The sequence below is a fragment of the Paenibacillus amylolyticus genome (assembly GCF_047302515.1).
Taxonomy (GTDB): Bacteria; Bacillota; Bacilli; order Paenibacillales; family Paenibacillaceae; genus Paenibacillus; species Paenibacillus amylolyticus_G.
This window is the reverse complement of record NZ_CP168019.1, coordinates 6975426-7000040: the sequence shown is the minus strand read 5'-3', so window position 1 is coordinate 7000040 and position 24615 is coordinate 6975426. Positions and strand designations below refer to the sequence as shown.

The 24615-nt window shown below is 45.6% G+C and carries 20 protein-coding genes and 1 riboswitch; of the genes, 6 read left to right on the top strand and 14 right to left on the bottom strand.

Going from position 1 to position 24615, the window contains the following annotated elements; genetic code table 11:
- Positions 1 to 8: 8 nt before the first annotated feature.
- The 6 genes from ACDJ59_RS30585 to ACDJ59_RS30560 form a co-directional block, all read right to left on the bottom strand.
- Positions 9 to 881 carry a CheR family methyltransferase gene (locus ACDJ59_RS30585; protein ID WP_413407202.1) on the bottom strand — a complete coding sequence of 291 codons (873 nt, stop codon included), beginning with the start codon at positions 879 to 881 and terminating at the stop codon, positions 9 to 11.
- A gap of 86 nt (positions 882 to 967) precedes the next feature.
- Positions 968 to 4693, bottom strand: a complete 3726-nt coding sequence (locus ACDJ59_RS30580) for a response regulator (RefSeq protein ID WP_413407201.1) — start codon at positions 4691 to 4693, stop codon at positions 968 to 970.
- On the bottom strand, positions 4690 to 5859 hold the full coding sequence (locus ACDJ59_RS30575) for a PP2C family protein-serine/threonine phosphatase (protein WP_047841574.1): 1170 nt from the start codon (positions 5857 to 5859) through the stop codon (positions 4690 to 4692). The genes ACDJ59_RS30580 and ACDJ59_RS30575 overlap by 4 nt, the downstream gene beginning before the upstream one ends.
- 532 nt (positions 5860 to 6391) lie before the next feature.
- Positions 6392 to 6736: a general stress protein gene (locus tag ACDJ59_RS30570; protein ID WP_017692267.1), complete on the bottom strand. Its 345-nt coding sequence runs from the start codon at positions 6734 to 6736 to the stop codon at positions 6392 to 6394.
- 94 nt (positions 6737 to 6830) lie between these two features.
- Entirely contained in the window at positions 6831 to 7364 is a 534-nt protein-coding gene (locus ACDJ59_RS30565) for a hypothetical protein (protein ID WP_413407200.1), read from the bottom strand.
- Between the two features lie 68 nt (positions 7365 to 7432).
- Complete coding sequence (locus tag ACDJ59_RS30560; RefSeq protein WP_036668007.1) at positions 7433 to 7942, bottom strand: DUF948 domain-containing protein; 510 nt, start codon at positions 7940 to 7942, stop codon at positions 7433 to 7435.
- Between the two features lie 220 nt (positions 7943 to 8162).
- Between ACDJ59_RS30560 and ACDJ59_RS30555 the strand changes: the two genes are divergently transcribed.
- Entirely contained in the window at positions 8163 to 8327 is a 165-nt protein-coding gene (locus ACDJ59_RS30555) for a DUF1328 domain-containing protein (protein WP_017692264.1), read from the top strand.
- 372 nt (positions 8328 to 8699) lie between these two features.
- Positions 8700 to 9239 (top strand): hypothetical protein, encoded by a 540-nt coding sequence (locus ACDJ59_RS30550; protein WP_413407199.1) that lies wholly within the window; start codon positions 8700 to 8702, stop codon positions 9237 to 9239.
- A gap of 91 nt (positions 9240 to 9330) precedes the next feature.
- Here the strand turns inward: ACDJ59_RS30550 and ACDJ59_RS30545 are convergent, their stop codons facing one another.
- The gene (locus ACDJ59_RS30545; RefSeq protein WP_253503270.1) at positions 9331 to 10218 is read right to left on the bottom strand and encodes a cation diffusion facilitator family transporter; all 888 of its coding nucleotides are present in this window, start codon (positions 10216 to 10218) and stop codon (positions 9331 to 9333) included.
- A 252-nt stretch (positions 10219 to 10470) separates the two neighbouring features.
- Here ACDJ59_RS30545 and ACDJ59_RS30540 point away from each other — a divergent pair, with 252 nt between their 5' ends.
- On the top strand, positions 10471 to 10659 hold the full coding sequence (locus tag ACDJ59_RS30540; RefSeq protein ID WP_017692261.1) for a hypothetical protein: 189 nt from the start codon (positions 10471 to 10473) through the stop codon (positions 10657 to 10659).
- A 113-nt stretch (positions 10660 to 10772) separates the two neighbouring features.
- Here ACDJ59_RS30540 and ACDJ59_RS30535 read toward each other — a convergent pair whose 3' ends face one another.
- The 6 genes from ACDJ59_RS30535 to ACDJ59_RS30510 form a co-directional block, all read right to left on the bottom strand.
- The gene (locus tag ACDJ59_RS30535; protein ID WP_036606972.1) at positions 10773 to 12398 is read right to left on the bottom strand and encodes an ABC-F family ATP-binding cassette domain-containing protein; all 1626 of its coding nucleotides are present in this window, start codon (positions 12396 to 12398) and stop codon (positions 10773 to 10775) included.
- A 215-nt stretch (positions 12399 to 12613) separates the two neighbouring features.
- Positions 12614 to 13651 (bottom strand): MBL fold metallo-hydrolase, encoded by a 1038-nt coding sequence (locus tag ACDJ59_RS30530; protein ID WP_100529822.1) that lies wholly within the window; start codon positions 13649 to 13651, stop codon positions 12614 to 12616.
- Positions 13652 to 13722: 71 nt separating this feature from the next.
- Complete coding sequence (cydS, locus tag ACDJ59_RS30525) at positions 13723 to 13896, bottom strand: cytochrome bd oxidase small subunit CydS (protein WP_405157948.1); 174 nt, start codon at positions 13894 to 13896, stop codon at positions 13723 to 13725.
- Between the two features lie 32 nt (positions 13897 to 13928).
- The gene (locus tag ACDJ59_RS30520) at positions 13929 to 14963 is read right to left on the bottom strand and encodes a cytochrome d ubiquinol oxidase subunit II (RefSeq protein ID WP_076328904.1); all 1035 of its coding nucleotides are present in this window, start codon (positions 14961 to 14963) and stop codon (positions 13929 to 13931) included.
- Positions 14960 to 16306, bottom strand: coding sequence for a cytochrome ubiquinol oxidase subunit I (locus ACDJ59_RS30515; protein WP_036606964.1), 1347 nt, complete (start codon positions 16304 to 16306; stop codon positions 14960 to 14962). Before ACDJ59_RS30515 ends, ACDJ59_RS30520 begins: the two co-directional genes overlap by 4 nt.
- 385 nt (positions 16307 to 16691) lie before the next feature.
- Complete coding sequence (locus tag ACDJ59_RS30510; protein ID WP_413407198.1) at positions 16692 to 19538, bottom strand: ATP-binding protein; 2847 nt, start codon at positions 19536 to 19538, stop codon at positions 16692 to 16694.
- A 342-nt stretch (positions 19539 to 19880) separates the two neighbouring features.
- On the opposite strand from ACDJ59_RS30510, the gene ACDJ59_RS30505 reads away from it, so the two are divergent.
- On the top strand, positions 19881 to 20579 hold the full coding sequence (locus ACDJ59_RS30505) for a response regulator transcription factor (RefSeq protein WP_413407197.1): 699 nt from the start codon (positions 19881 to 19883) through the stop codon (positions 20577 to 20579).
- A gap of 48 nt (positions 20580 to 20627) precedes the next feature.
- Here the strand turns inward: ACDJ59_RS30505 and ACDJ59_RS30500 are convergent, their stop codons facing one another.
- Entirely contained in the window at positions 20628 to 21047 is a 420-nt protein-coding gene (locus tag ACDJ59_RS30500; RefSeq protein ID WP_413407196.1) for a hypothetical protein, read from the bottom strand.
- 242 nt (positions 21048 to 21289) lie between these two features.
- Between ACDJ59_RS30500 and ACDJ59_RS30495 the strand changes: the two genes are divergently transcribed.
- Positions 21290 to 22432 (top strand): virulence factor, encoded by a 1143-nt coding sequence (locus tag ACDJ59_RS30495; protein WP_047841582.1) that lies wholly within the window; start codon positions 21290 to 21292, stop codon positions 22430 to 22432.
- Positions 22433 to 22579: 147 nt separating this feature from the next.
- Positions 22580 to 22795, top strand: a riboswitch (Lysine riboswitch).
- A gap of 119 nt (positions 22796 to 22914) precedes the next feature.
- Positions 22915 to 24396, top strand: a complete 1482-nt coding sequence (locus ACDJ59_RS30490) for an amino acid permease (protein ID WP_413407195.1) — start codon at positions 22915 to 22917, stop codon at positions 24394 to 24396.
- Positions 24397 to 24615: the final 219 nt, after the last annotated feature.

Sequence of the window (24615 nt, the reverse complement as noted above, 5' to 3'; positions counted from 1 at the left end):
CTAACCCCCTATTTGATCTTCCGGTATATTTTTTCGATCCGGTCTAACGGCTCATAGGTATCACTGAACTCTGTAAAATGTATCGATTCTTTCGACCCCAGAACCAGAATACCAAAGTGGCTCAAGCTCTCATGAAACAGCCCATGCACATGGTTCCGCAGTTCATCATTAAAATAAATCATGACATTACGGCAAAAGATAACATTAAACTCGTTAAATGACCGGTCTGTTGCCAGGTTGTGCTCGGCGAAAATGATGTTCTTCCTTAGAAAAGGATGAAATATCACCGAATTGTATTTCGCTGTATAGTACTCGGAGAAGGCTCTGGTACCCCCTGCCTCCAAATAATTTGTAGTAAATAGTTTCATTTTCTCAATACCATATACGCCTTCTTTGGCCTGTTGCAAAGAGCGATCATTCATATCCGTTGCGTAGATTCTTGCCTTGTCATACAGCCCTTCCTCATGCAACATGATTGCCATGGAATAAACTTCCTCTCCCGTAGAGCATCCCGCATGCCATATTCGGATATACGGGTATGTTCTCAGGATAGGAATAATCTGTTCCCGAAACATTCGGAAAAGCGAAGGATCTCGAAACATTTCCGTTACAGGGATGGATAAGTTCTGTACAAAACGGTCAAACGCGGAACGGTCATGAAGAACACGCTCCTGCAAGCCGGATATGCTCTTAACACCTTCAGCATGTGCATGATGCCAGATTCTTCGTTTCAGGGATGGCAGTGCATAGTTTCTAAAATCATATCCATATAAACGGTGCATGCCTTCCAACAGTAACTCAATCTCGATCAGCTCGCGTTCTTCATCTTGCGGCATACGGACCAAATCTGCCCCTGTCTCGGTAGGTTCCCACGGTGTCATAAGTTCTCTCCACTTCTTCATTTGTTACTTGCGTATTCGTCGTATTGTCTTTCATTACCCAAACAATGAACATACGAATAATGAACTTACGAATACAGCCATACGCGCATTAAGGATAACAATTGATCGGTCTGGATCGGTTTTTTCACATAATCAGATGCTCCGGCCTCAATACATTTACCGCGATCCTCTTTCATCGCTTTGGCCGTGAGCGCAATAATCGGCAACTTTTCAAACTGCGGGATCTGTCTGATTCGTGTCATCGCTTCATAACCGTCCATCTCTGGCATCATCATATCCATCAGTACCAGATCAAACTCCGGATTTTTGTCTAAAATCTCCAAAGCCTCTCGGCCGTTCTCAGCAAACGTCACATCCATCCGATAGCCTTCAAGGACACTTGAAAGGGCAAATACGTTACGAATATCGTCATCTACAAGCAATATTTTCTTGCCTTCAAACAACGTTTCTTTGTTGTGTAGTTTCTGTAAGATTCGACGCTTGTCTTCCGGCAAATTGGCTTCTACACGATGCAGGAACAAAGTGGTCTCATCCAGCAGACGTTCCGGTGACTTCACATCCTTGATTATGATGGATTCAGCATATTTGCGCAGCTTCATTTCTTCCTTGGAATCCAGTTCTTTGCCTGTATAAATTATAATCGGCAGATCGTTCAGATATTCATCATCACGAATCTGGTCGAGCAACTCAAACCCAGTCATATCCGTTAACATCAGATCCAGCACCATGCAGTCATAACGCTGGCTGTGTAATTCATTCAATGCCTCACTGCCTGTCGATACAGCGGTGATTGCAACATCATCATGACCAATCAATTCAATAATAGCTTTACGCTGAATTTCATCATCTTCGACGATCAACAGTCGTTTCAATTGATTCTCGGTATATGATTTGATATGCGAGAATGCTTTATCCAGTGAATCCTTGCTCGAAGGTTTTTTCAGATACGCAATGGCGCCCATCATCAGACCTTGCTTCATATCATCAATGACTGAAATCACATGTACCGGAATGTGACGTGTTGCCGAACTGCTCTTCAGCTCGCCCAGAATGGTCCAACCATCCATCACCGGCAATTGAATATCCAGGATAATGGCATCCGGCAGATATTGACGTGCCATTTCAAGTCCTTTATCCCCTTGCAGGGCAACAAGTGCTTTGAATCCTCTTCCTCTGGCCATATCCATCAAAATATGTGCAAAGTTCACGTCATCCTCAATGATGAGCAGGATTTTGTCACCTTCCATAAGATTCTCCCGATCATCTTCGATCTGCGTGACATCTGGAGTATGGGTAGGAGACAGATCTGTACCCACGCTACGCTCCGGATCAGGAGAGAGAATGGACTGATGACTTGAAAGCATGGTCCGTGCTTCGATGGACTTTTCATAAAGATCCTCTAAGGAAACAGCTGCTTCTCTTGAAGCACCTTCTTCCCCCAAGGCTTCCTCTTCATGATTATCCGGCAGGTATAAGGTAAAGCAGCTACCTTCTCCCTCGGATGATTCCACCTGTATTGCACCACCAAGCAAACGTGCCAGTTCCCTGCTAATGGACAATCCCAGACCAGTTCCACCGTATTTCCGACTTGTGGTCCCGTCTACTTGCTGGAACGCTTCAAAGATCAGATCCGTCTTATCCGATGGAATACCAATGCCGGTGTCTTTTACACTGAATCCGAGATATTCCTGATTGGTGTTCATATAACCCGGCAGCTCTTCCGGTTTCATCCGTCGTCCAATCAGACTAACCGAACCTCGATTGGTGAACTTAAATGCGTTCGACAACAAATTCCGTAAAATCTGTTTGACGCGATGACTGTCGGTGTATACCCATTCCGGTAGATCGCTGTCGAAATCGATATTCAAGTTCAGTTCCTTTTTATTCGCCATCGGTCCAAAGTTCTGCTGAACAAAGCTGGTCAGCTCTTCCATTCGAACTGTCTCATAATTGATATCCATCTTACCTGCGTCCACCTTGGACAGATCCAGAATCTCATCAATCATCTTCAGCAGATCCGCGCCCGACATGTAGATGGTTTGCGCATATTCCTGCTGTTTGTCAGTCAGATTTCCACCTTTGTTCTCCGACAATAACTGGGACAAAATGAGCAGACTGTTCAATGGTGTACGGAGTTCATGTGACATATTCGCTAAAAATTCGGACTTGTACTTACTTGTCATCGACAGCTGTGTAGCTTGCTGTTCCAACTGTGTCTTCGTTTTCTCAATTTCGTCATTCTTCTCTTCGACTTCACGCACCTGCTCTTCAAGTGCCCGCGTCTTGGCAATGAGCTCCGTATTGAAATGCTCCAGTTCTTCCTGCTGACGCTGCAGCAATTCCTCGGAACGTTTAAGCGCTTCTGTCTGCTCCTCCAGATTCTCATTGGAACGACGAAGTTCTTCTTGCTGTGTCTGCAATTCTTCCGATTGAACCTGCAGTTCCTCAGTCAGTGCCTGGGATTCACGCAGCAACTCCTCCACACGCAAACGACGTCGAACGTTGTTCAAAATCACGCCCAGGTTCATAATCAGTTGTGTGAACAACTGCTTGTGAAGTTCATTGAAACCTTCAAAGGAAGCCACTTCAACTACACCAATCAGTTCATCTTCAAACACAACAGGATAGATCATGATACCGGCAGCACGTGTTGAGCCTGATGCTGAACCAATATGCACGTAATCTTCAGGCGTATTTTCCAGAATAATCGGTGTCATATCCAGCGCGGCTTGACCAATCAGGCCTTCACCGATGCGATACATTTCTTTACCAACATCTTCGTTCTCTTCAAATGCATATGCACCGTAGCGTCTCAGTTCGTCGGGATGTTTCTCCTCATCGATCAGATAGACGACACCCAACTGAGCGCCAAGCACAGGTGTGAACTCACTGATAAACATCTGTGAAATTTGGCGAATGGAGCCAATCCCTCGAAGCAGTTCCGGGACTCTTGCGATGTTCGAACTCATCCAGTTTTGATCCTGCTGAGCCTGTACATAAGCCCTCTCGATTTCCAGTTTTTCTTCCAGATCACTGGATACATCTTTGAACACACTGGCAATCTGACCAATCTCATCGGTTGATTTGACCTGTATGCGCCGAATGGTTCGGTAACGCCCTTTACCAAAACTGTTAATCATCATAGATACAGTGTTCAGACCCCGTGTAATACTCGGCAGCACCCACAGAATGACACCCAATGCAAGCAACAACCCGGCAATCATGATACTTATCGTGATCTGTACGGCTCTCGTATACGCTGCATTAGCGTCCTTAATCTCCGTATCAATCTCTTGGTCCTGGTAACGGGAAAGAGCATTCAAACTATCTACGGCCTCTTTTTGCACTGCGAGTCCTGTTGAATTGCGGTAGTTATTCGCATCTTCTACCCGATTCTGTGACATCAGGCTAATCTGTCTCGTAGCGTAGGCTGTATAAGCATTCCATGCAGTATTTACACGATCCACCAGCTGATGTTCAGGCGCACTGTTTGCACGGTTTCTCACTTCTACGAGGTTGCGATCACCTCGATCCTTCATCTCCTTCAGGTCAGCGTCTGCTGCTCCAGTCGAGTTGTTTGGATTTAATAACAAGTTAGCCAGCACTTTGGCAATATCATTGACCTCTCCACGTGCAGCAGAAGTGAACCTTACTTTGAGATAACGTTCCTGATACATCTGATCAATCTGTTGATTACTGCTGTTTAGCCGTTCATAACTCACAAACGTGAGCACGATCAGAATCGCCATCAGAGCGGTAAAACCAATCAGCAGTTTATTCCTGATCTTCATTCATCCCCCGCCCCTTTATCCAAAGTAATCCAGACCAGACATTTATCATCATCCCGCTCCTGGGGAATTTCGTCGTCAAAAAACATGGCCTGCATGGCAGCTTCATTCCACTGATGTGAGCCAGTCAGTTTTTCGATCAGGAATTCATGTTGTTCTTCCTGCCCGCCCTGAACAGCTTCCAATAATCCATCCGTATAGAGTGCAATATGCCCGTCACCCTCATAATGGATCGTTTGCGGTTCAATATCCATCTTGTCAAATAAACCAACAGGACAGCAGACGCTGTCAAATGTGGTGACACTGCCGTCGTTTCGGAAAAATAAAGCAGGTGGATGCCCTGCATTAACATAATCAATGCGCTTCATCCGTGTATCAACGACCAGATAAATTGCCGTGAAATAATACTGCACCAATTGTTTTTCCAGATGGAGCTGGTTAAAACGACGGTTCAACTCTTGAATGACCTTCTCTGGATCCACATAAGTGGTAACCGTATCTTTCAACACAGAAGCGATAAACATGGTAAACAGGGATGAAGATATCCCGTGTCCCATCATGTCGAGCAGCAGTACTCCGTAACGGCCTTCCCCAAGGGGGTACCAAGAATACAGATCACCCGCAAGCTCAAAGGATGGTTTATAGATGGCATGCACTTGGAACAGCGGGTCCCTAATTGCCGGACTTAAAACAGCATTTTGGACCATTGCTGCCAACTTGAGCTCATCCTGAATACGTTGATCACGCTCTTTGTGCCAATCCTTCTCCTGTTTCAAACGAAGCGCAAGTCGAATTCTGGCCATCAGTTCGACTTTATTAATCGGTTTGGTCACATAGTCAGATGCACCAGCATCCAATGCTTCGGCAAGTTTCTTGGAATCTCCGATGGCAGTCACCATAATAATCGGTATATCCTTCAGATTCTCAAATTTCTGCACAATACTGCAGGCTTCGATGCCGTCCATCTCGGGCATCATCATATCTAGCAAAATCAGGTCAATATCCGACGGTCTTGGACGAAGTTCGTTGCTTTCCTCCCCAATTCCCAACACTTCAAACATTTCCATGGCGGAACTCGCCGTTACAATGTCACGATAGTTTTCTTTTTTCAGAATTTCTCGAATGATAATGACATTCGTCGGATTGTCGTCAACAATAAGTATTCTCATTGATATCTCCTTATCTGTGGCGTCCGGGTTTGTCGATTCTTATTAGGTTAAACAAACGTTGATTATACAAATTTTGCATACAAAACGGCAGTAGACATAATAATTCCTAGTATAACTATAATCGTAAAAACAAAAAAACTCTATTAATACGTGTTCAAAAAGGGCGGTTTTCAGTACCGAGAAGATGGGATAACGCTAGAAATGGAGTAGCGGAGCGTAGGGAAAACTACGTGAGCAACGGACATTTCGGCTGAATTCCATATTCGATGCTGATGATGCCAATAGGCATCTTTCGTAATCAAAAGCGAACCTTTTGAACAACCTCTATCAGGAAATGGCACCATCGCTGGAGATTCTCTCCGCGACCTACCCTGTTTTTGCAGCGTCCTGATCCCGCCTCCAAACTTGCAAAAACATAGATAAGGAATGGGGAAAGCCCCATTCCTTATCTATGTTTTTGATTAAGCATTTTACATAAATGATTCAGAAGCTTGTCCATGTTCAGCAAACTTCAACTTGCAAGTATATTGGGTTAATCTTTCTTTTTAGCAATAACGAGTACTTTACCTTTGTCGAGTTCACTCTCGTAGAAGTCCGCTTCGGCTTCGGTAAAGCCCATCGAAACAATTTTGGCCCGGAGTTCATCACCACGTGAGCGGAACAGATTCGCCAAGGAATCAAATACGCCTTCTTCCTTTATGCCAATTTCTTTGGCATCTGCTGTATCGGCAATTCGATCTGTACGATCCTTCTCATGGGCGAGAACAAAGATCTGATCAGCAAGGTATCCGGTAATCTGCAATTCTTTCACCGCTTCTACCGCTTGGACTCCGTTTTCTACCACTTTTGCATAAGCTTGCTCATTGGTTGAATTCATCGTTTCCACTCTCCTCTGATTTAATCTTCTGTATCGAGCTACTTAATATATAACCATACTATATGGGTTTGAAACGATTTGGTAATAACCAATCCTAGGAAACTGTGTCATCAAAAAGATCAATGCCTTCAATCTCCTGAGAGCCTGACTTCATATATACCTTCAGAGCTTGGTCTCCACGGAGAAACACTTCTCCGTCCTCTGCCACATAATAAGGTTTCCCGAGAGCATGATGGATCGCTTCAATATTCATCTCAATTCTCTTTCCGTTTAACATGATGTGATTCTCAGATGCATCGATATGCACATATTGAATGACATCCGTATCTTCACACAAGCCAACCTTTACATCATGAAAGTGATATTCAGGACATCCCAGATAAGGATCTTCCTGCTTATGCCCCGGCTGGCCCTTCTTGGCCAACAAATCATCCATGGTGTCATCCAGAGAAATGCCATTCAGAGTCCGAAAATGCTGGAAAGTCTCGGATCGATCAACAGCCAGAGTTACCTCTGACGCCTTCTCTTCCATTGCCGTCCATTGCATATCGTGAGCAGCGGGTACCGCTGCCGGTTGAACGGAAAAGGGAGAAATTACGCTAAACATCACAAGCAGTAGTTTCATCATGATTCTCACCCTTTCATCAGGTTCATCACCGCTCTGAAGGCTTCTTCATGGGTCACAAAGCGGTCATGTTACTTGCGCATCCGTTGCCATACATTCGCTGCAACATCAATATACTTCATCCAGTTTTTCCCGCCCTTAGCTTCACCATTATATGTAGCTTCATAGGATTGCAGGGTACGATCCGTTGATGTAGCAGGCGGTGCAGTTACATGAACCGCTTCAGCATGCTTGGTCTGTTCAGCGTTGTTACGTTTGGTCTGAAATTTCGCCATTAGGGTTGTGGAGACTTGTTTGGCTGCTGCCGTCACTTCATTCAACACTTCACCCAGATTCTCAACAGATTCCATAACAGGATCAATTTTTTTCATTTTGTGTTGTACATCCACCGTAATATCATTGGCATGTCTTACCGTCTGCTTCACTTCATAACTAAGTTCATCAATGGTTTTCTGTACCTCTTGCAATGTCTGTGAAACATTGTCCAAAGAACCCTGAGCGGATTTCAAGGTACGAATTAAAAAGAATACCAGTACTGCAAATGCCACTGCAATCAGGGCCACGCTAATTTGATAGATCATAGAAGAACCTCTCTTTCCATATGTGCATCAGTTTGTTATTGCTATAGTTACCCGGCGATTTCCCGGACGAAACAATTTTATATATCCCTTCATATATGCCTTCGCTTGGAAAAAAAACCAATGTTTCAAGCGGTTAGCACTCGGTTAAAGTTAGACTACACAAGGCGGTGAGGTGAACACAACTCACTCCACAATCAAGTATACGAAAGGATGAATACTTATGTTGAAATGGTCTGTATTATTTCTAATTATTGCACTTGTAGCAGGTATTTTTGGATTCTTCGGTATTGTTGAAGCAGCTGCTTCAATCGCGAAAGTACTCTTCTTCATCTTTGTTGTACTGTTCGTAATCTCCCTGATTACGGGACGCAGCCGAATGCGATAACCTCAGGCTCTGAACTGACTGATTGTTTACTAACGAATACATACAAAAGCCGATCGTGCTACCAAGCCGATTGGCTTTTGTGCGTTCAGGCATAGGTCAACTTTTCTATACTATGTATGGCACTCCCTTCTGCTTTATTCCAATCCGCTCTCGTATGAATCCCACAAAAACAGGACCTTTTTGAGATAGCCAACCCGGTTTTATCCCACCGAAGTATGATATTTACAGGCTTGCTATATACCCACATATGATCCAGTTGACACTGGAGAATGCAAGAAAATATTGTTATAATTTGTGATTCATAAGGTAGCTTGCTTGGTTATTTTTAACACAGGACAACAAATTACATAACAAACCGAGGAGGAAAAGAAAATGAAAAAAATCGTAAGTTTTGCTGCTGCTTTAACGTTGATGGGTTCGATGGCTGCCGCTGCAGGTGCTGAGGAAGCGGTTACTGGAACAGTAACTCCGGAAACAGGAACTGAGGTTACAACAACGCCAACGACAACAACAACTCCAGCTGTTGAAGTGAACAAACCTGCTGTAGAAGTGAACAAACCTGCTGTAGAAACAGTAGAAGGTACTGCTGAGACTGTAACAGGTACAACAACAGACACTACAGGTGCAGAAGGTACTTCAACTACAACTGAAACGCCAGCTACAACTACAGATGACAAAATGTTTGAAGAGCCACTCGTAAAACCAGGTGATGAAGTACTGGCACCAACAATGTTGCTGAACCTTCTAGAGCGCACTTGGTTCTATGATGCACCTAACGGTAAACCAATCGGTGCGTTAGGCTCCCAAGTCATCGATACAACAGGTGAAGTGGTTGATGGATTCGATGGCGGCGAGTGGGTACAAGTGTACACTTGGAAAGGCAAAGCGTGGATCCACGTTGCCATTCAGTAACATCGTATAATCGTTCTAATGATAAGTAAAGAGGACAGCACGCACAATCGCGGCTGTCCTCTTTTGATTTTCCAAGATGTTCACTCCCTGTTCAAGGGTTCCTTGTGACTTCTTCTGTCTTCGGTTCCACATGTACATGTACATGCATGATGTTATGCGATCGCTTCAACCGCTCTTCAACACGGTCACAGATCTGATGGCCTTCAATCAAGCTTAGGCCTCCGTCCACTTCAATGACTACATCCACAAGTACATGACTGCCGTGCACACGTGCCTTCACGTCCTTGATCATCTCAACACCGGGAACGCGTGCTACGGAGGATCTGAGATCCGTCAGTTCCTTCTGGTCAAATCCATCCGTAAGACGATGTGTAGAATCCCGAAAAATCTCCCAAGCCGTTTTGCAAATCAACAGACCTACAGCAATGGCAGCTACTTTATCCAGCCATGGAAGTCCAAACTGCGCACCTATAATTCCAACTGCAGCGCCGATGCTGACCCAGGCATCCGAACGATTATCTTTCGCCGCAGCCATCAGAGCCTGACTATTAATTTGTTTAGCCAGACGGTTATTGTAACGATATACACCTAACATCACCACTGCACAGACTACAGCCACCGCTGCCGCCCACAGATTTGGAGCAACAAAGGCTCCTTCATACCAGGAGCGAACGGCTTCAACCAATACTTGCAGCCCAACCATAGCCATAATAAATGAAGCCACCAAGGCAGCAACCGTCTCCGCTCTGAAATGACCATAGGCATGATCCGAATCAGGTGGTTTCTGGGAGATCCGAAGCCCAATCAGTACAGCAATGGATGCCACAATATCTGTAAGGTTATTAAAACCATCGGCCAGCAAGGCGCTGGAAGCAAATAAATATCCACAGATCAGCTTAAAAGCGGACAAGACGAGATAGGCTACGATACTAACCCAAGCCCCTCGCTCCCCTTTTCGAATTTCTTCATAAGCGTTCAAACCGGGCGACACCCCTTTAACGTTTCGTATTACGGTTTTTCCATGTTACCAAATGCGGAGCGTGTGGGTCTACAGAAACAGTGTTGCCAGGCTGCATTGCTGTAGGTCGTAAGAAAGAATGTTGACCCAAGTAAAACCAAAGGTTTTGAGCATTTTATCAGGTTGCCCTTGTGGGGCTTTTATAAAACGTATAAAATAGGTACATCCCGTCCAATCTGGACGGCTCACTGTAAGACCGGGAGGGAAATAACGATGAGCGAAAATAACGAACCGAAAAAGGTCAGTTTGCAGGATGCTATACGCCAAAAGCTGGCGCAAAAGAAAGAACAAGCAAATTCTGGTAACCAATCCAGCGCCTACTTTGAAGGCGGACCTAAAGCGATGAAGAGTCAAAACAACAAAAAGCCTAACAACCAACGTCGCCGTACTGGTGGATCTTAGGTCTTAAAGCCGCCGAGAAACCATTGAATTACAAAAAGAACCGCAAGCCCTCTTCACAGAGGCTTGCGGTTCTTTGGTGTTCCTATAATCATGTGCCGCAGATGATGCTTAGATTAAGCTTCTACCGGATACATTTTATTGCGCAGTTCTTTGATTTCATCACTTTCCAGATATTCGTCATAGCTCATTTGGCGATCGATGATGCCTGTTGGCGTAATTTCGATAATCCGGTTAGCAATCGTTTGGATGAACTGATGGTCATGGGATGTAAACAGCATTGTGCCGTCAAAGTCAATCATACCGTTATTCAGTGCTGTGATGGATTCAAGATCCAAGTGGTTCGTTGGCTCATCCAGAATCAGTGCGTTTGCACCTGTCTGCATCATTTTTGCCAGCATACAACGAACCTTCTCCCCCCCGGAGAGTACGCTAGCCTTCTTCTGGGACTCCTCACCGGAGAACAGCATACGGCCCAAGAATCCACGCAGATACGTTTCATCCTGATCTTTCGAATACTGACGGAGCCAATCCACGAGAGTCATGTCTACACCGTCAAAATACTGAGAGTTGTCTTTCGGGAAATAAGCCTGAGTCGTCGTTATACCCCAAGTATATTCGCCGCTATCTGCTTCGGTTTCACCCATGAGAATATCAAATAACAGTGATTTGGCATTTCCGTTCGGGCCAACAAATGCAATTTTGTCACCTTTGTTCACCACAAAGCTCACATCATTCAACATTTTCACACCATCGATGGATTTGTCAATACGATCTACCGTCAGCAATTGTTTACCTGCTTCACGTTCAGGCTTGAAGTTGATAAACGGGTATTTACGGTTGGATGGACGAAGGTCATCCAATGTGATTTTGTCGAGTGTTTTCTTCCGGGAAGTCGCCTGTTTGGACTTCGAAGCGTTCGCAGAGAAACGTTGAATAAAGGCTTGCAGCTCTTTAATCTTCTCTTCTTTTTTCTTGTTGGCATCCCGCTGCAGAGCAAGTGCCAATTGGCTGGACTCATACCAGAAGTCATAGTTACCTACGTACATCTGGATTTTACCGAAGTCAATATCTGCGATATGCGTACATACCTTGTTCAGGAAGTGACGGTCATGGGATACCACAATAACGGTACCTTCATAATCCATCAGGAAGTTCTCCAGCCATTGAATGGATTCGAGATCCAAGTGGTTGGTAGGCTCATCGAGCAACAGGTTGTTTGGACGGCCAAACAACGCTTGTGCCAGCAATACACGGACTTTTTCGTTTCCGCTCAGCTCTATCATTTTTTTGTCATGCATGTCACGAACAATGCCAAGACCGATCAGGAGCGCCGCTGCATCTGGTTCAGCATCCCAGCCGTTTTGCTCAGCGAATTCCCCTTCAAGCTCACCTGCACGCAAACCGTCTTCTTCTGTGAAGTCTGCCTTCGCATACAAAGCATCCTTCTCTTTCATGATGGAATACAGACGACTATGACCCATAATTACCGTTTCGAGAACCGGATACTCATCATATTCAAAGTGGTTTTGCTTCAAAACGGCCATACGTTCGCCCGGGGTGATGTGCACCTCTCCCGAGTTGGCTTCAATCTCACCAGACAAAATTTTCAAGAATGTTGATTTGCCGGCTCCGTTGGCGCCGATCAGGCCGTAACAGTTCCCTGGCGTGAATTTGATATTTACATCTTCAAAAAGTGCACGTTTTCCGTAGCGGAGCGTGATGCCGCTTGTACTGATCATTAAGCATACCATCCTTTATTGGTTAATCTGCATACTGCATGAATAGCAAGTTGCGTAAATCATGGATTCAATATCCCGATGCCTATTCTGGCACCATATTATAACACAAAAAAGCGGCAAATTCGAAAATTGGCCGCTTTTTACTTATTAAAGATTTGGTAAATGTACTGTTCATGCAGGCATACCCCTACATTAACATATTTGGCTCACTTTTGTTAGCCCTGTTTACCTTCCTCGTGGTGAATGCGGAGTGTTTCGCCATGACCAAGCACCCGAATCCGCTCTTTACCAATGCCTAAACGTTCACGTTCAACTTCCAGCCGATCCAGCGCTTCCTTGGGCGTATCATCCGCCAGCTTGAATGTGCCGTAATGCATTGGCACCATGAGCTGTGAGCCGGATTCAACGAACCCCTGCAGCGCTTCTTCGGGTGTCACATGCTGAGAAGTCATGAACCATTCCGGATCGTAGGCACCGATGGGCATCAGGGTAACACCAATGTCAAAGCGTTCTCCAATCGTTTTGAAACCCTGGAAGTAACCTGTATCACCCACAAAATACAACACAGGCGGGCCGCCGGATGTATCGTTCTTCCCTGATTCCGTGGATGACTCATCCTGATTGCTCGTTGTTGCAACACTTTCCGCTGCTGAAGTCGTTGCCGAATGATTCGATTCCAATACATAACCGCCCCAATGGGACGTATTGGTGTCAAACAACGTTCGGCGCGTCCAGTGCTGTGCAGGAACAAAAGTTATTTTGACTCCGCCAAGTGTCATATGATCCCACCATTTCATCTCCTGGCATCGATGGAATCCTTTGCGAATCATCTTGCGTTTCAGACCATCGGGTACGATCAGCAACGTCTTGGCTGTAATCAGCTTACGCAAGGAAGCCAGATGCAGATGATCATAGTGGGAATGGGATATCAGAATCACATCCAACGGTGGAATATCCTGAATCGGAATGCCGGGGGCACCGAGCCTGCGTTGAAATCCCATTTTTTCGGCCCAAACCGGGTCAGTCACGATGTTCAATCCATAATATTGAATGAAAAACGTGGAGTGTCCAATCCAGGTAATACTTGTGTCATCCCGGTTGGCATGCAGATAATCCAGTTCAGGCGGGTGTTTGGGCACGGTGTAGGAGTAGTCCTTCACTTTGCTCCGCCGTTGCTCCCTCCATTGTTTGAATTCCTTCAGCGTTTTGTCCGTACTTACATTATCGATATTGTTATAACGGATTTTCGGCATGAAAGGGCCCTCCTCCCTTCCTCATTTCTTAACAACAGATTACCCCAAACGGGAATGGACGTACCAACCAATCAATCCTTTGGGTTCTTATATACGGCCAGATATATAAACAGAAAAACAATAGCAGCCGCAATGATCAGTGGAGGGGCGTACATAATGGTGAATGTCTCAAAAAAGCTCAATCCGGTTATACCGGGTATCCCCGTGACTCCCTCAGTAGATAGTGGATCAAGCAAGGGAGTCATGAGTAAGAACATGTTTGGGTGCATGAACAGACTCATCCTTTCTTTTTACCAGAATTACCGCGCACATAATTGGCATCAAACAGGAACAGCTTCATAATCAGCACAAGCGAAGGAATGAGCACGAGTAACCCCAGACTAAACGCTGTAATGAGCGCAATCCCCATCGTGCGATTCGTAAAGCCGTCGTAAATATTGATGTAAGGATACAAAATGTACGGAAGGTGAGATCGCCCGTAACCATACCAGGCAAAGGCAAACTGAAGCATGACAGCAACAAAACACCAACCTAGATATTTACTTTTCCACACCAGCGACACGGCAATGACAAAACAAATAAACGAAGCGATGAACATCCATGAAATATTTACCATCTGCTCAAAGTGTGCGGGATTCTGTTTGTTAATCTGCAGAAAAGCCAGAAAGCTTGCAAAAATGGTAGGCAAACTCCAGAGCAGCGCGTACTCTCGAAGCACCTCATATGCCGGCTCATCCCCCGCCCGTTTTGCATAATAAGATAGAAACATCGCCGAGATGTACAGCACACTAACCAGTGCAAGCAAAACAACCGACCATGTATAGGGATTCGTCAAAAATTCACGCCAGCGAAAAAACACCTGATCGCCCACCTCTTCAATGATCCCGCCTTCGGATATTGCCAAAATGGTGGAGAACACGGCTGGAATCAGCAATCCCGTCGCTCCATACAATGCCATGTAGATCCGGCTATTCTGCCCATGGTTGCCATAGGTATTGTAGGCGTAATACACGCCCCGGATGGCAAGCAGCACAATGGCCAAGGAACCTGGAACCAGCAAAGCCGTCCCGTAATAAAAGGCGCTGTCCGGATAAAACCCGACCAGTCCAACCACAAAAAAGATCAAAAACACATTCGTCACTTCCCACACGGGAGACAAGTAGCGCTGAATGATGTTATGAATTTTGTTCTCATGCCCGGTCAAAATGCTGTAAAAGCTGAAGAACCCGGCGCCAAAATCAATCGAAGCAACGATCAGGTAACCGAACAAAAACGTCCACAATATCGCGATGCCTGCAATTTCGAAGCTCAATGCACGATCCCTCCTTCAAGCCCCAGAGACTCCAGTTCCTTCTCTGCTTCCTTGTTGCGGAACAGCTTGCTGAGTACCCGAATGCACGAGAAACACAGGATCAGATACAGCAAGATGAACAACACTAACATCCATCCTACCGAAGTTGACGTCGTGGCTGCTTCCGCCACCTTCATATATCCGCGTAAGATCCAAGGCTGCCTGCCAACTTCAGCGAACATCCACCCCAACTCGATTGCAATCATGGCCAGTGGCCCCAGCAAAACAATGCCGAGTAGCAGCCATTTGGGGTATGGCTTGCGCCCTGGTAACCAGCGCCGCAGTACATATAACACAGGAATCATCAGGATAATCACTCCGGTGGTGACCTTCAGGTCGAACATATAGTGTATGGATAGTGGTGGTCTCAGATCCGCCGGAAATTCTTCTAGACCCTTCACTTCCGTATCTGGACGATTACCCGCCAAAATGCTAAGCGCATAAGGGATCTCAATCGCGTATTTCACTTCATTATTCTCATCCAGAATACCGCCATAGACGAGCGGTGCCTCTTTCATCGTCTTGAAATGCCATTCTGCGGCAGCCAGCTTCTCCGGCTGATATTTCGCCAGGAATTTACCGGAGGAATCGCCGATCATGACGGTACTGATGGCAAATACGAGCGCAGATACTGTCGTGAGTTTCAGTGCTTTTTTGTAATACACATGATCCCGTCCCCGAAGCAAACTGAAGGCGGCTATCCCCGCCAGAATACCTGCACTCAAGGTGTAGGATGAGGCGAGCACATGGGACACTTTGGTTGGCGTTGCCGGATTCAACATCGCAGCAATCGGATGAATGTCCTTCATGATCCCATTAATCAGGGTGAATCCCTGAGGCTGGTTCATGAAGGAGTTCACCGTTGTAATAAAAATCGCAGATGCAGATGAGCCGAGAGCTACCGGAATCAACAGCAGCATATGCGTATATTTCTTTTTGAAACGATCCCACGTATAGAGGTAAATTCCAAGAAAGATCGCCTCTATAAAAAAGGCAAACGTCTCCATGAACAGCGGCAGGGCGATTGCCTGCCCCGCTACCCGCATAAACATCGGCCACAGCAGACTGAGCTGTAATCCGATCGAGGTGCCTGTAACGACGCCAACAGCAACGGTGATGACAAAACCTCGCGCCCACCGGCGTGCCAGCAAGGTGTAATGCATATCATTGGTTCGGAGTCCTCGCCACTCGGCCAAGGCAATCATAAGTGGAACACCTACACCAATAGAGGCAAAAATAATGTGTACAAACAGGGTAAGGCCGGTTAGTATCCGGCTGAGCAAAACAGGGTCCAGGGATGACATGGTTACACTCCTCTTTCACATAATCGTTATGTACGACAGCAGTTACTCTGCTTGAACATGTATCTCAATAACTCATAATTCGGATGATGCTCTTCACAACGGCATACAGCACAACCACAGCTGCAACCAGACAGACGATAATGAGTGTTTTCTCTTGTTTACGGAACATATACCTGCCGTCCTCCTTTTGCATGGGATGCAAATTATGGCTCTATAGACAGTTTGCAAAAGAAGTTGTTTTTTTATCCGGGGAAATTGAAAAACAAAAAAAGCCTTTCCCCTTATCACGCTCACGCGCTGAAGGGCAAAGGCTCTATCCGTAGGTCTCGTACATAAACATGGTTCATAAAAAAAGTGAAATACATTTCTTCATCCAATCTTAAATTCACACCAATACGTCCTGCTTGGGCAGTCGGACCTTGAACGTACTTCCTTTGTCCGGTGCAGATATAAAAGTCAGCGTACCCTTGTGATCCTCTACAATTTTACGGGAAATGTACAAGCCAATTCCTGTTCCACCAATCTGCCGATGATCCGAATTATCGACCCGATAGAATTTATTAAACAGCATGTCCTTCTCTTGCTCCGCAATACCTATTCCGTAATCACGCACATCAAGACATAACCATTCCTCTTCTTCCCATAACGTAATATCAATACGATCGGCTCCCGGAGAATACTTGACTGCATTGCCCACCAGATTATGCAGAACCTGAACCATCCTGTTCTGGTCAGCATAAGCAAAGAAGTCTCCATTAAACGTATGGACGTAGATACGTTGGGCAGACTTCATATTCCACTGTTCGGCAACCCCTTCTACCAACTCAACCAGCGGTACATACGTCATGTGGTAAGTCATACCTTCGTTGTCGAGGCGCTGAATATCGAGTACATCATCGAGCAAACTGCTCAGCCGCTTGCCCTCCGAAGAGATGGTCTGCATGAATTCCCGCTGCTGATTTGCCGGAAGGTCATACATCATCATTAATTCCACATATCCCATAATGGTGGCTACAGGCGTTCGAAGCTCATGAGATACCACACTGATCAGCTCATTTTTCATCCGATCCAGCCGTTCTTCTCCTGTCCGGTCACGGAACACCAGCAGAAACCCATGGTTTTTACCCGGGACATCCATCTGCTTCATGTACAAGGAAAATACACTTTTATCCACATTATTGAATATAAATTCGGTCTCGATAAAAGCCGTTTCTCCATTCAGGAATGCTCTAGTCTGTTCCATCAGATTGAAGTTGTCCGTTAATACCATCGTATCAATCGCCTGCGCCAAATCTTCAATGGATCTACCCATAAAATCACCCAAACCAAACATCTCTTCTATCCTTCGGTTGACGATGGTTATGGTCCCTGATCGATCAGACATCACGAGCCCTTCTCGTACGGATTCAATAAATTGCTCACTGATATCTCGCTGTTCCTGAATGGCAATCTTCTCATTGAACAACTCCGAGTTCAGCTTCTCCAGCGCAAGGGCATGACGTACACGATCTTCTTCTGCTCTGGTCCGCTCCGTAATATCCTTAATAAACAGGTTATATAATGTCTCATTTTTGCCCAACTGGATCTCAACAATTTTGTACTCTATCGGAAATACGGAACCATCCCGTCGGATACCTGAAATTTCTTCAACGATGGTGTATCTTTTACCTTCAACATATTCAAATCGCTCCAGCAGATTCTTGATCTCCTTGCAGCTGGCCCCTTGAAAAAGAGATGGTGCATCCTTGTGCAGGATCACTTCTTCCCGACGCAATCCAAACATTCTTTCAGCCTCCGGATTAAACTCTACGATCAGCCCACTGGAGTCCACAGCGATAATTGCATCAATAGAGGATTCTATAATGGCACGTTTGACCTCTTCACTATTCTTGAGTTCCTTGGTACGCTCAATAACCCTGTCCTCAAGCGTTAACTTGTCGTGACGAATCTGTTCGAATTGTTCCAGCAGCACATCGGCCATTTTGCGCAAATTACCAATCAGGATCTGTACTTCGGTTACATGGCTGGTTGGCCACTCCATCTTCCCATTTCGAAACAGCAGTCTCGGAAGAGAGCCTGTCATTCGGGTCAGTCTTAACAGTGGACTAACAACCTTACTGCTGAGAGGAGCCGCTACGATCATGGAAGCCACGATGATGATGAACAGGGATTGCAGCGTGGTCAGATAAATGGATTCGATTCGGGGGTAATACTTAGACGAGTCGGTCACAATGAATACCCGATAAGGTGTTAACCTTGTCATTTCTGCTTCATAGATAAAAGAGGCTTGTTTCCAGTGATTCAATACATCGCTGTAATGGATATTTGCCGAACTTAACAGAAAGAGGTTATCCCTTGATTTCAGAAGACGGAATCTGTCCATGTCCAGGTAATCGCCTGCCTGAAGTGTATTCAATCCAGAAGCAACGACTGTATCATTCCGATCCAGCAGAATCACATTCACACCCAGTAGATGATGATAACGCGCCATATTCTGATCCATATTCTCGGAGGTAACATACTCTTCATCAATATCCTGAACAACCGCAGTCGCTGCATATTTCATATCACGTAATATGGCATCATTCATTTGACCCAATTGTCTGCGGCTATCTGCGGATAACAGTACAAGAGAAACAAATACCACAAAGGCGACTACGTATTTAAACGCAATTCTTGTTAGTGGAATGGTTCCCGTGCGTTTTGATTTGTGTTCACCCGTGGTGATCCAAAAATCAACTACAATTCCCGCGATCAATGCATTCACCATACCAATTACAGCAATATACATATACTCATACTTCAAATCGTCTATATTTAAACCCAACATAAAATGCCCGGCATAGATAACAGGAAGTAACATCACTACCCAAAAGACAGCATTAGCCTTGATTAGGCTGCCATTCTTCCAACGGATCTGCCAAACGAGCATCCAGATTAATTCCAAGAAGTGGGCAAGCATTACAGCTAAATTGTGCGGTACAAAGCCGACAAAGACGGTATTCAGCAGATGGATAACTGTAAGGGTGACAAATCCATAGATGGCCCCATGCAAACGTAGAGCAACGAGTGCTGCCGCGCTACCAATCATAAACTGTACACCATAGAATAAAGTAAACGGGAAAATAGTGCTTAATGAGCCCAGAATGATCAGAATGCTGGTCCCAATCCAGGGTATTCTCAGCTTCAACACGAGCCAATCCAGCATTTGTCTTGCCTTTATACGATCCATAAGCAATTGCCCTCATGGATCATTTTTTCTTCTGTTTTCAACAACAACGTTGGTTCCCCCTATAAACTTAAGCGGATACAATATTACTTTTTTCCCCTTAACTCGTTCTGATCCATTATACTGTAATTAATACTTGGTGTAGATTTGGGAAATTCTGATTGATCGGCAACCAAACTGCATTCATGCTAGAATATTAAAGTTCATTCAAAAAGCTTATTTTTTCTCTACATATACATTCTATATTTTGGGATAGAAACATTAAAAAATTTGCGGCATTTATTCGCAATTCACCTTGTTTTTTTAGCATTTTCTTAACATATTTTTCACCAGGAGTGTGACCCTATGACTATCAAAGTACTTCTTATAGAAGATGAGAAAAATCTGGCCGACATGATTGCTTTCTTTCTTGAGGAGGAAGGATACATCACTGAACGGGTTCATCATGCCCGCGAGGCACTTCTACTGTTTCCACAATTCCAGCCAGATATTGTTGTAACGGATCTCATGCTTCCTGAAATGGATGGAAATGATCTCGTAGAAGCCTTTCGCCAGCACTCCACTGTGCCCATTCTGATGATCTCGGCAAGCACCATGCTGAATGATCGACTTCGCGCATTGCATAATGGTGCGGATGACTTCCTGTGCAAACCATTTAGCTTGAAAGAGTTGGATGCCCGGATTAAAGCACTGCTGCGAAGATCAATCATTTCCTACCAGGATAAACCCGTAAAAGAAGACAAGCAGACAGAGGTTACTGGACATGTGAATGTGAATGAGTACAGAAGAACCCTGTTTGTGGATGGCGTTGAAATCGAGGTCACTCATATTGAGTTTGAGATTATGAAGGAATTGTACCGAAATCCGGGTAAAGTGTTCACCCGCAATGAACTGATGGATCGGATCAAAGGCTCCGAACGCGCCTATCTGGATCGTACTATTGATGTTCATATCTCAAGTCTGCGTAAAAAAATTGAGCCTGACCCCAAGAACCCACGTTATATTAAAACGGTTTGGGGAACAGGCTATAAATATGTGATCTAATACGTTCGTAACAATTGAAAGTTAAACACCTTTGGCCATATCCCTCTTTTATCTCATGGATAAGATGGGCGGTATGGCTATTTCTGATTTATGGATAGACGAAGAATGAAACCAATTTTCAATATCCTTGATGAGTTGATTCGGGTCTTGCTCGTTCCAAAGAATCATCTTCATCTCACCCGTACCTGTAATCTGTTGCAGGTGACGCTTCCGAATAAGGGCTTGGAAATCCGTAATGACCAGTAACGGAAGTTGTGGCATAAAAGCCCGAATGGCATTTGCTGCTGACACCGCTTCTTCGGCAACCTGATAATCAACAATACAATAACGGGCATTTTCCCAACTTCCCCGATGTGTTTCTATCGCAGAACCAGATGTTGAGTCCTCAATCCAGTTCCTGAACAATTGAATAATATTCTCATATGCAATATGACGTTTTCCATCCGAGAGCACGGTAATGGGTTCCATAGGTATAACCTCCAGTTGATTCTTATCTTTATTGTGCCAATTTTCGTTTAAAAATGTTTGTGCGTGAACATGAAAGAAGTGTTAACAAATTTCGTACTTCTTCACATTAAGTGTTAGAAACGTCCACTTCACTTCTAGATGATTTCGCAGATTCCACACATTGATGTAAAATAGAGAAATACCCGTGTGATTTAATTTACGGGAAGTTAAAGATGAATCTGGTACTATAGGAGGTTACATTGATGAATATTGTTTCCATTGAACCAACACCGAGTCCAAATACGATGATGCTACATCTCGATGAACGTCTGGAGGACGGAATTCGCAAAACATATACACTGGACAACGAACGATCTGCTCCGGCGTTCATTCGCCAGATGCTTCATATTCCCGGTGTAAAGAGTGTGTTCCACACGACAGACTTTGTGGCACTTGATCGTAAAGGGAATGCCGACTGGTCCGTTATCTTGGGTGAAGTCCAAAATCGCCTTGGACAGCAAGGCATCGATCTGGACTGGATAGAATCTGAAGATGGTTCAGGCGAGCACTTCGGAGAAGCACAGGTATTTGTACAATTCTTCCGTGGCGTACCGATGCAAATTAGGGTCAAGGCCGGGGTCAAGGAAGAACGAATCTCTCTGTCAGATCGTTTTGTCAAAGCCGTGACGGAAGTCGCCAGTGCAACAATGATCAAAGAACGTAAACTGAGTGATTACGGTGTTCGATATGGTGAATTGCCTGATATTGCACGTGAAGTCGAGCAGGAATTGGAAGCCGCTTACCCGCCGGAACGATTGGAGCAGGTTATCAAACAGGCCATTGAACATGGTACCAAATCCGAAGAGTTCGTCGAGCGCCGCCGTGAATTGGATGGAGCCGAACTTGAAGAGGCTCTGCGAAACGAGGACTGGAATGTTCGCTATGCGGCATTTGACGGCATGGAGCCTACGGCAGAAAGACTGCCTCTCGTAGCCCATGCCCTGCATGACAACAAAATGCAGATCCGTCGCTTGGCTGTCGTATACCTGGGTGACATTCGTACACCGGAAGCGATGGAATTGCTGTATGAAGCGCTTCAGGACAGTTCTCCTGCGGTACGCCGGACTGCCGGGGATACCTTGTCTGATATCGGTGATCCTGCCGCCACTCCAGCCATGACAGCAACGTTATCCGATAAAAGTAAACTTGTCCGCTGGCGTGCAGCACGTTTTCTCTATGAGGTCGGAACCGAAGAAGCAGAGCAAGCGTTGCGAGTTGCAGCCGATGATCCTGAATTTGAAGTCAGCCTGCAGGCGAAGATGGCTCTGGAGCGAATCGAGTCCGGCGAACAAGCTGCTGGAACGGTATGGCAGCAGATGGCTGGTCGTAACAAAAAAGAGGAATAGTCGTCTTTCAGACCTCACATCCAACAATTGTTATTGCACTGGAAAACCATGCGCGTTATACTGATTGTCTGTTTACTAAACAGGACACACGGTGTTAAGTTGTGTTGTTCATAATTTCATAGACAATAGATACACCTCATCCATTGATGGTGAGGTAGAGGTCGCGGGTGCGATCAGTACGCTGATGGAGGCGCTAAGGAGCCGCTTATGAGATCAGCCGAAAGGTGTACCCGCCGAAGCTCGCTGGACGTTCCTTACACGGTCCGGTGAGCTGGGGCTGCTGTCGAAAGGCGCAGAACTGTCACGGAAGTACATTTCCTTTATATAAAGGTATGAATTCTTCTGTGTTGAGCTATCTTAATCATCTGGGACATGGTGCGGACATTGAAATATTAAAGACCGCAGGCTGATGCCTGTGGTCTTTTTGTTTTTATGAATTCAAGTATCGCAAACATCAGTATATCGAATGAAGGAGTGTTTCCATGCAAGACCGCAGTAACCCAACAACAACAACTGGACCTTCCCTGAAAAAAGGATTACGCGCACGCCATATGACGATGATCGCCCTCGGTGGCTCGATTGGTACCGGGCTGTTTCTCGCAAGTGGTACCGCCATCTCAACCGCAGGCCCTGGTGGAGCATTAATTGCCTATGTGGCCGTTGGCATCATGGTTTATTTCCTAATGACCAGCCTTGGTGAGCTTGCTACCTTTATGCCAGACTCCGGTTCATTTAATACGTATGCCGCACGTTTTGTCGATCCTGCTCTCGGGTTCGCCATGGGCTGGAACTTCTGGTACAACTGGGCGGTAACCATTGCAGCAGAGCTTGCTGCCGCTACAGTGCTCATTAAATACTGGTTCCCCGACAGTTCGTCCATGTTATGGAGCTTATTGTTTCTCGTGCTGATCTTTGCCTTGAACGTACTATCGGTCAAAGGCTACGGAGAGTCCGAGTACTGGTTCGCCATTATCAAAGTCGCTACCGTGATCATCTTCCTGGCCGTTGGTGTGCTCATGATCTTTGGTATTATGGGCGGAGAAGCCGTTGGTTTCAGCAACTTCACCATCGGTGATGCGCCCTTCCATGGCGGATTCTTCGCCGTGCTTGGTGTGTTCATGGCTGCTGGATTCTCATTCCAAGGTACCGAGCTTATCGGGGTAGCCGCCGGTGAAAGTGAAAACCCGCGCGAAAATGTACCTCGTGCAATTCGTCAGGTATTTTGGCGCATTCTGATTTTTTACATTTTGGCGATTACCGTAATCAGTCTGATCATCCCGTATACGCATCCGAATCTGCTCAAAGGTGACCTGGAGAATATCGGTGTCAGCCCGTTCACACTGGTGTTTGAGAAAGCTGGCCTCGCCATTGCGGCTTCCGTCATGAATGCCGTTATTCTGACTTCTGTACTCTCTGCCGGTAACTCAGGCATGTATGCTTCAAGCCGGGTTCTCTATGCCCTTGCCCGTGATGGTAAAGCCCCTCGTTTCTTGGGCAAGTTGAACAAAAAGGGTATTCCAATGAATGCACTTTTGCTTACAACAGCCGTTGGTATGTTGGCATTCCTTGCCTCGCTGTTCGGTGATGGGATTGTGTACACCTGGTTGTTGAATGCATCCGGTATGTGTGGTTTTATCACTTGGCTGGGTATCGCTATCAGTCATTATCGCTTCCGTCGTGCATACGTTGCACAAGGCAGGGATCTGAGCGATCTGCCTTACCGTGCACGTTGGTTCCCGTTTGGGCCAATCTTTGCCTTTGTCCTGTGTATCATCGTGATCATCGGACAGAACTACCAGGCCTTCACGGGTGATCAGATCGACTGGAGTGGAGCCATCGTTGCCTACTTGAGCGTACCCCTGTTCTTGGTATTGTGGCTCGGTTACAAATGGATCAAAAAGACCAAAGTGGTGCCGCTACAGGAATGTGACTTCACACCTACCGAGTCACCAAGTGACAAATAGTAGCTCCAACGTATACCACCATTAACTGATTCAATCCGACTCTATATAAAAAAACCTCCCCGTGGCGTTGCAGTTTTCCTACTGTAGCGAAACGGGGAGGTTTTGTTTTGGGTCGGCTACCCCCTTTCGAACATTTCTGTACGTCCTTTCGTCCCTGTCCATATTTTGTATAGATCCGTAAGTAGAATAGAGAAAGGTATACTATTTTTCTTGGACAAC

Coding starts and splice junctions, on each gene's coding strand:
- ACDJ59_RS30585 (WP_413407202.1), bottom strand. CDS start 881: ATGACACCGTGGGAACCTACCGAGACAGGGGCAGATTTGGTCCGTATG.
- ACDJ59_RS30580 (WP_413407201.1), bottom strand. CDS start 4,693: ATGAAGATCAGGAATAAACTGCTGATTGGTTTTACCGCTCTGATGGCG.
- ACDJ59_RS30575 (WP_047841574.1), bottom strand. CDS start 5,859: ATGAGAATACTTATTGTTGACGACAATCCGACGAATGTCATTATCATT.
- ACDJ59_RS30570 (WP_017692267.1), bottom strand. CDS start 6,736: ATGAATTCAACCAATGAGCAAGCTTATGCAAAAGTGGTAGAAAACGGA.
- ACDJ59_RS30565 (WP_413407200.1), bottom strand. CDS start 7,364: ATGATGAAACTACTGCTTGTGATGTTTAGCGTAATTTCTCCCTTTTCC.
- ACDJ59_RS30560 (WP_036668007.1), bottom strand. CDS start 7,942: ATGATCTATCAAATTAGCGTGGCCCTGATTGCAGTGGCATTTGCAGTA.
- ACDJ59_RS30555 (WP_017692264.1), top strand. CDS start 8,163: ATGTTGAAATGGTCTGTATTATTTCTAATTATTGCACTTGTAGCAGGT.
- ACDJ59_RS30550 (WP_413407199.1), top strand. CDS start 8,700: ATGAAAAAAATCGTAAGTTTTGCTGCTGCTTTAACGTTGATGGGTTCG.
- ACDJ59_RS30540 (WP_017692261.1), top strand. CDS start 10,471: ATGAGCGAAAATAACGAACCGAAAAAGGTCAGTTTGCAGGATGCTATA.
- ACDJ59_RS30535 (WP_036606972.1), bottom strand. CDS start 12,398: ATGATCAGTACAAGCGGCATCACGCTCCGCTACGGAAAACGTGCACTT.
- ACDJ59_RS30530 (WP_100529822.1), bottom strand. CDS start 13,651: ATGCCGAAAATCCGTTATAACAATATCGATAATGTAAGTACGGACAAA.
- cydS (WP_405157948.1), bottom strand. CDS start 13,896: ATGACTCCCTTGCTTGATCCACTATCTACTGAGGGAGTCACGGGGATA.
- ACDJ59_RS30515 (WP_036606964.1), bottom strand. CDS start 16,306: ATGTCATCCCTGGACCCTGTTTTGCTCAGCCGGATACTAACCGGCCTT.
- ACDJ59_RS30510 (WP_413407198.1), bottom strand. CDS start 19,538: ATGGATCGTATAAAGGCAAGACAAATGCTGGATTGGCTCGTGTTGAAG.
- ACDJ59_RS30505 (WP_413407197.1), top strand. CDS start 19,881: ATGACTATCAAAGTACTTCTTATAGAAGATGAGAAAAATCTGGCCGAC.
- ACDJ59_RS30500 (WP_413407196.1), bottom strand. CDS start 21,047: ATGGAACCCATTACCGTGCTCTCGGATGGAAAACGTCATATTGCATAT.
- ACDJ59_RS30495 (WP_047841582.1), top strand. CDS start 21,290: ATGAATATTGTTTCCATTGAACCAACACCGAGTCCAAATACGATGATG.
- ACDJ59_RS30490 (WP_413407195.1), top strand. CDS start 22,915: ATGCAAGACCGCAGTAACCCAACAACAACAACTGGACCTTCCCTGAAA.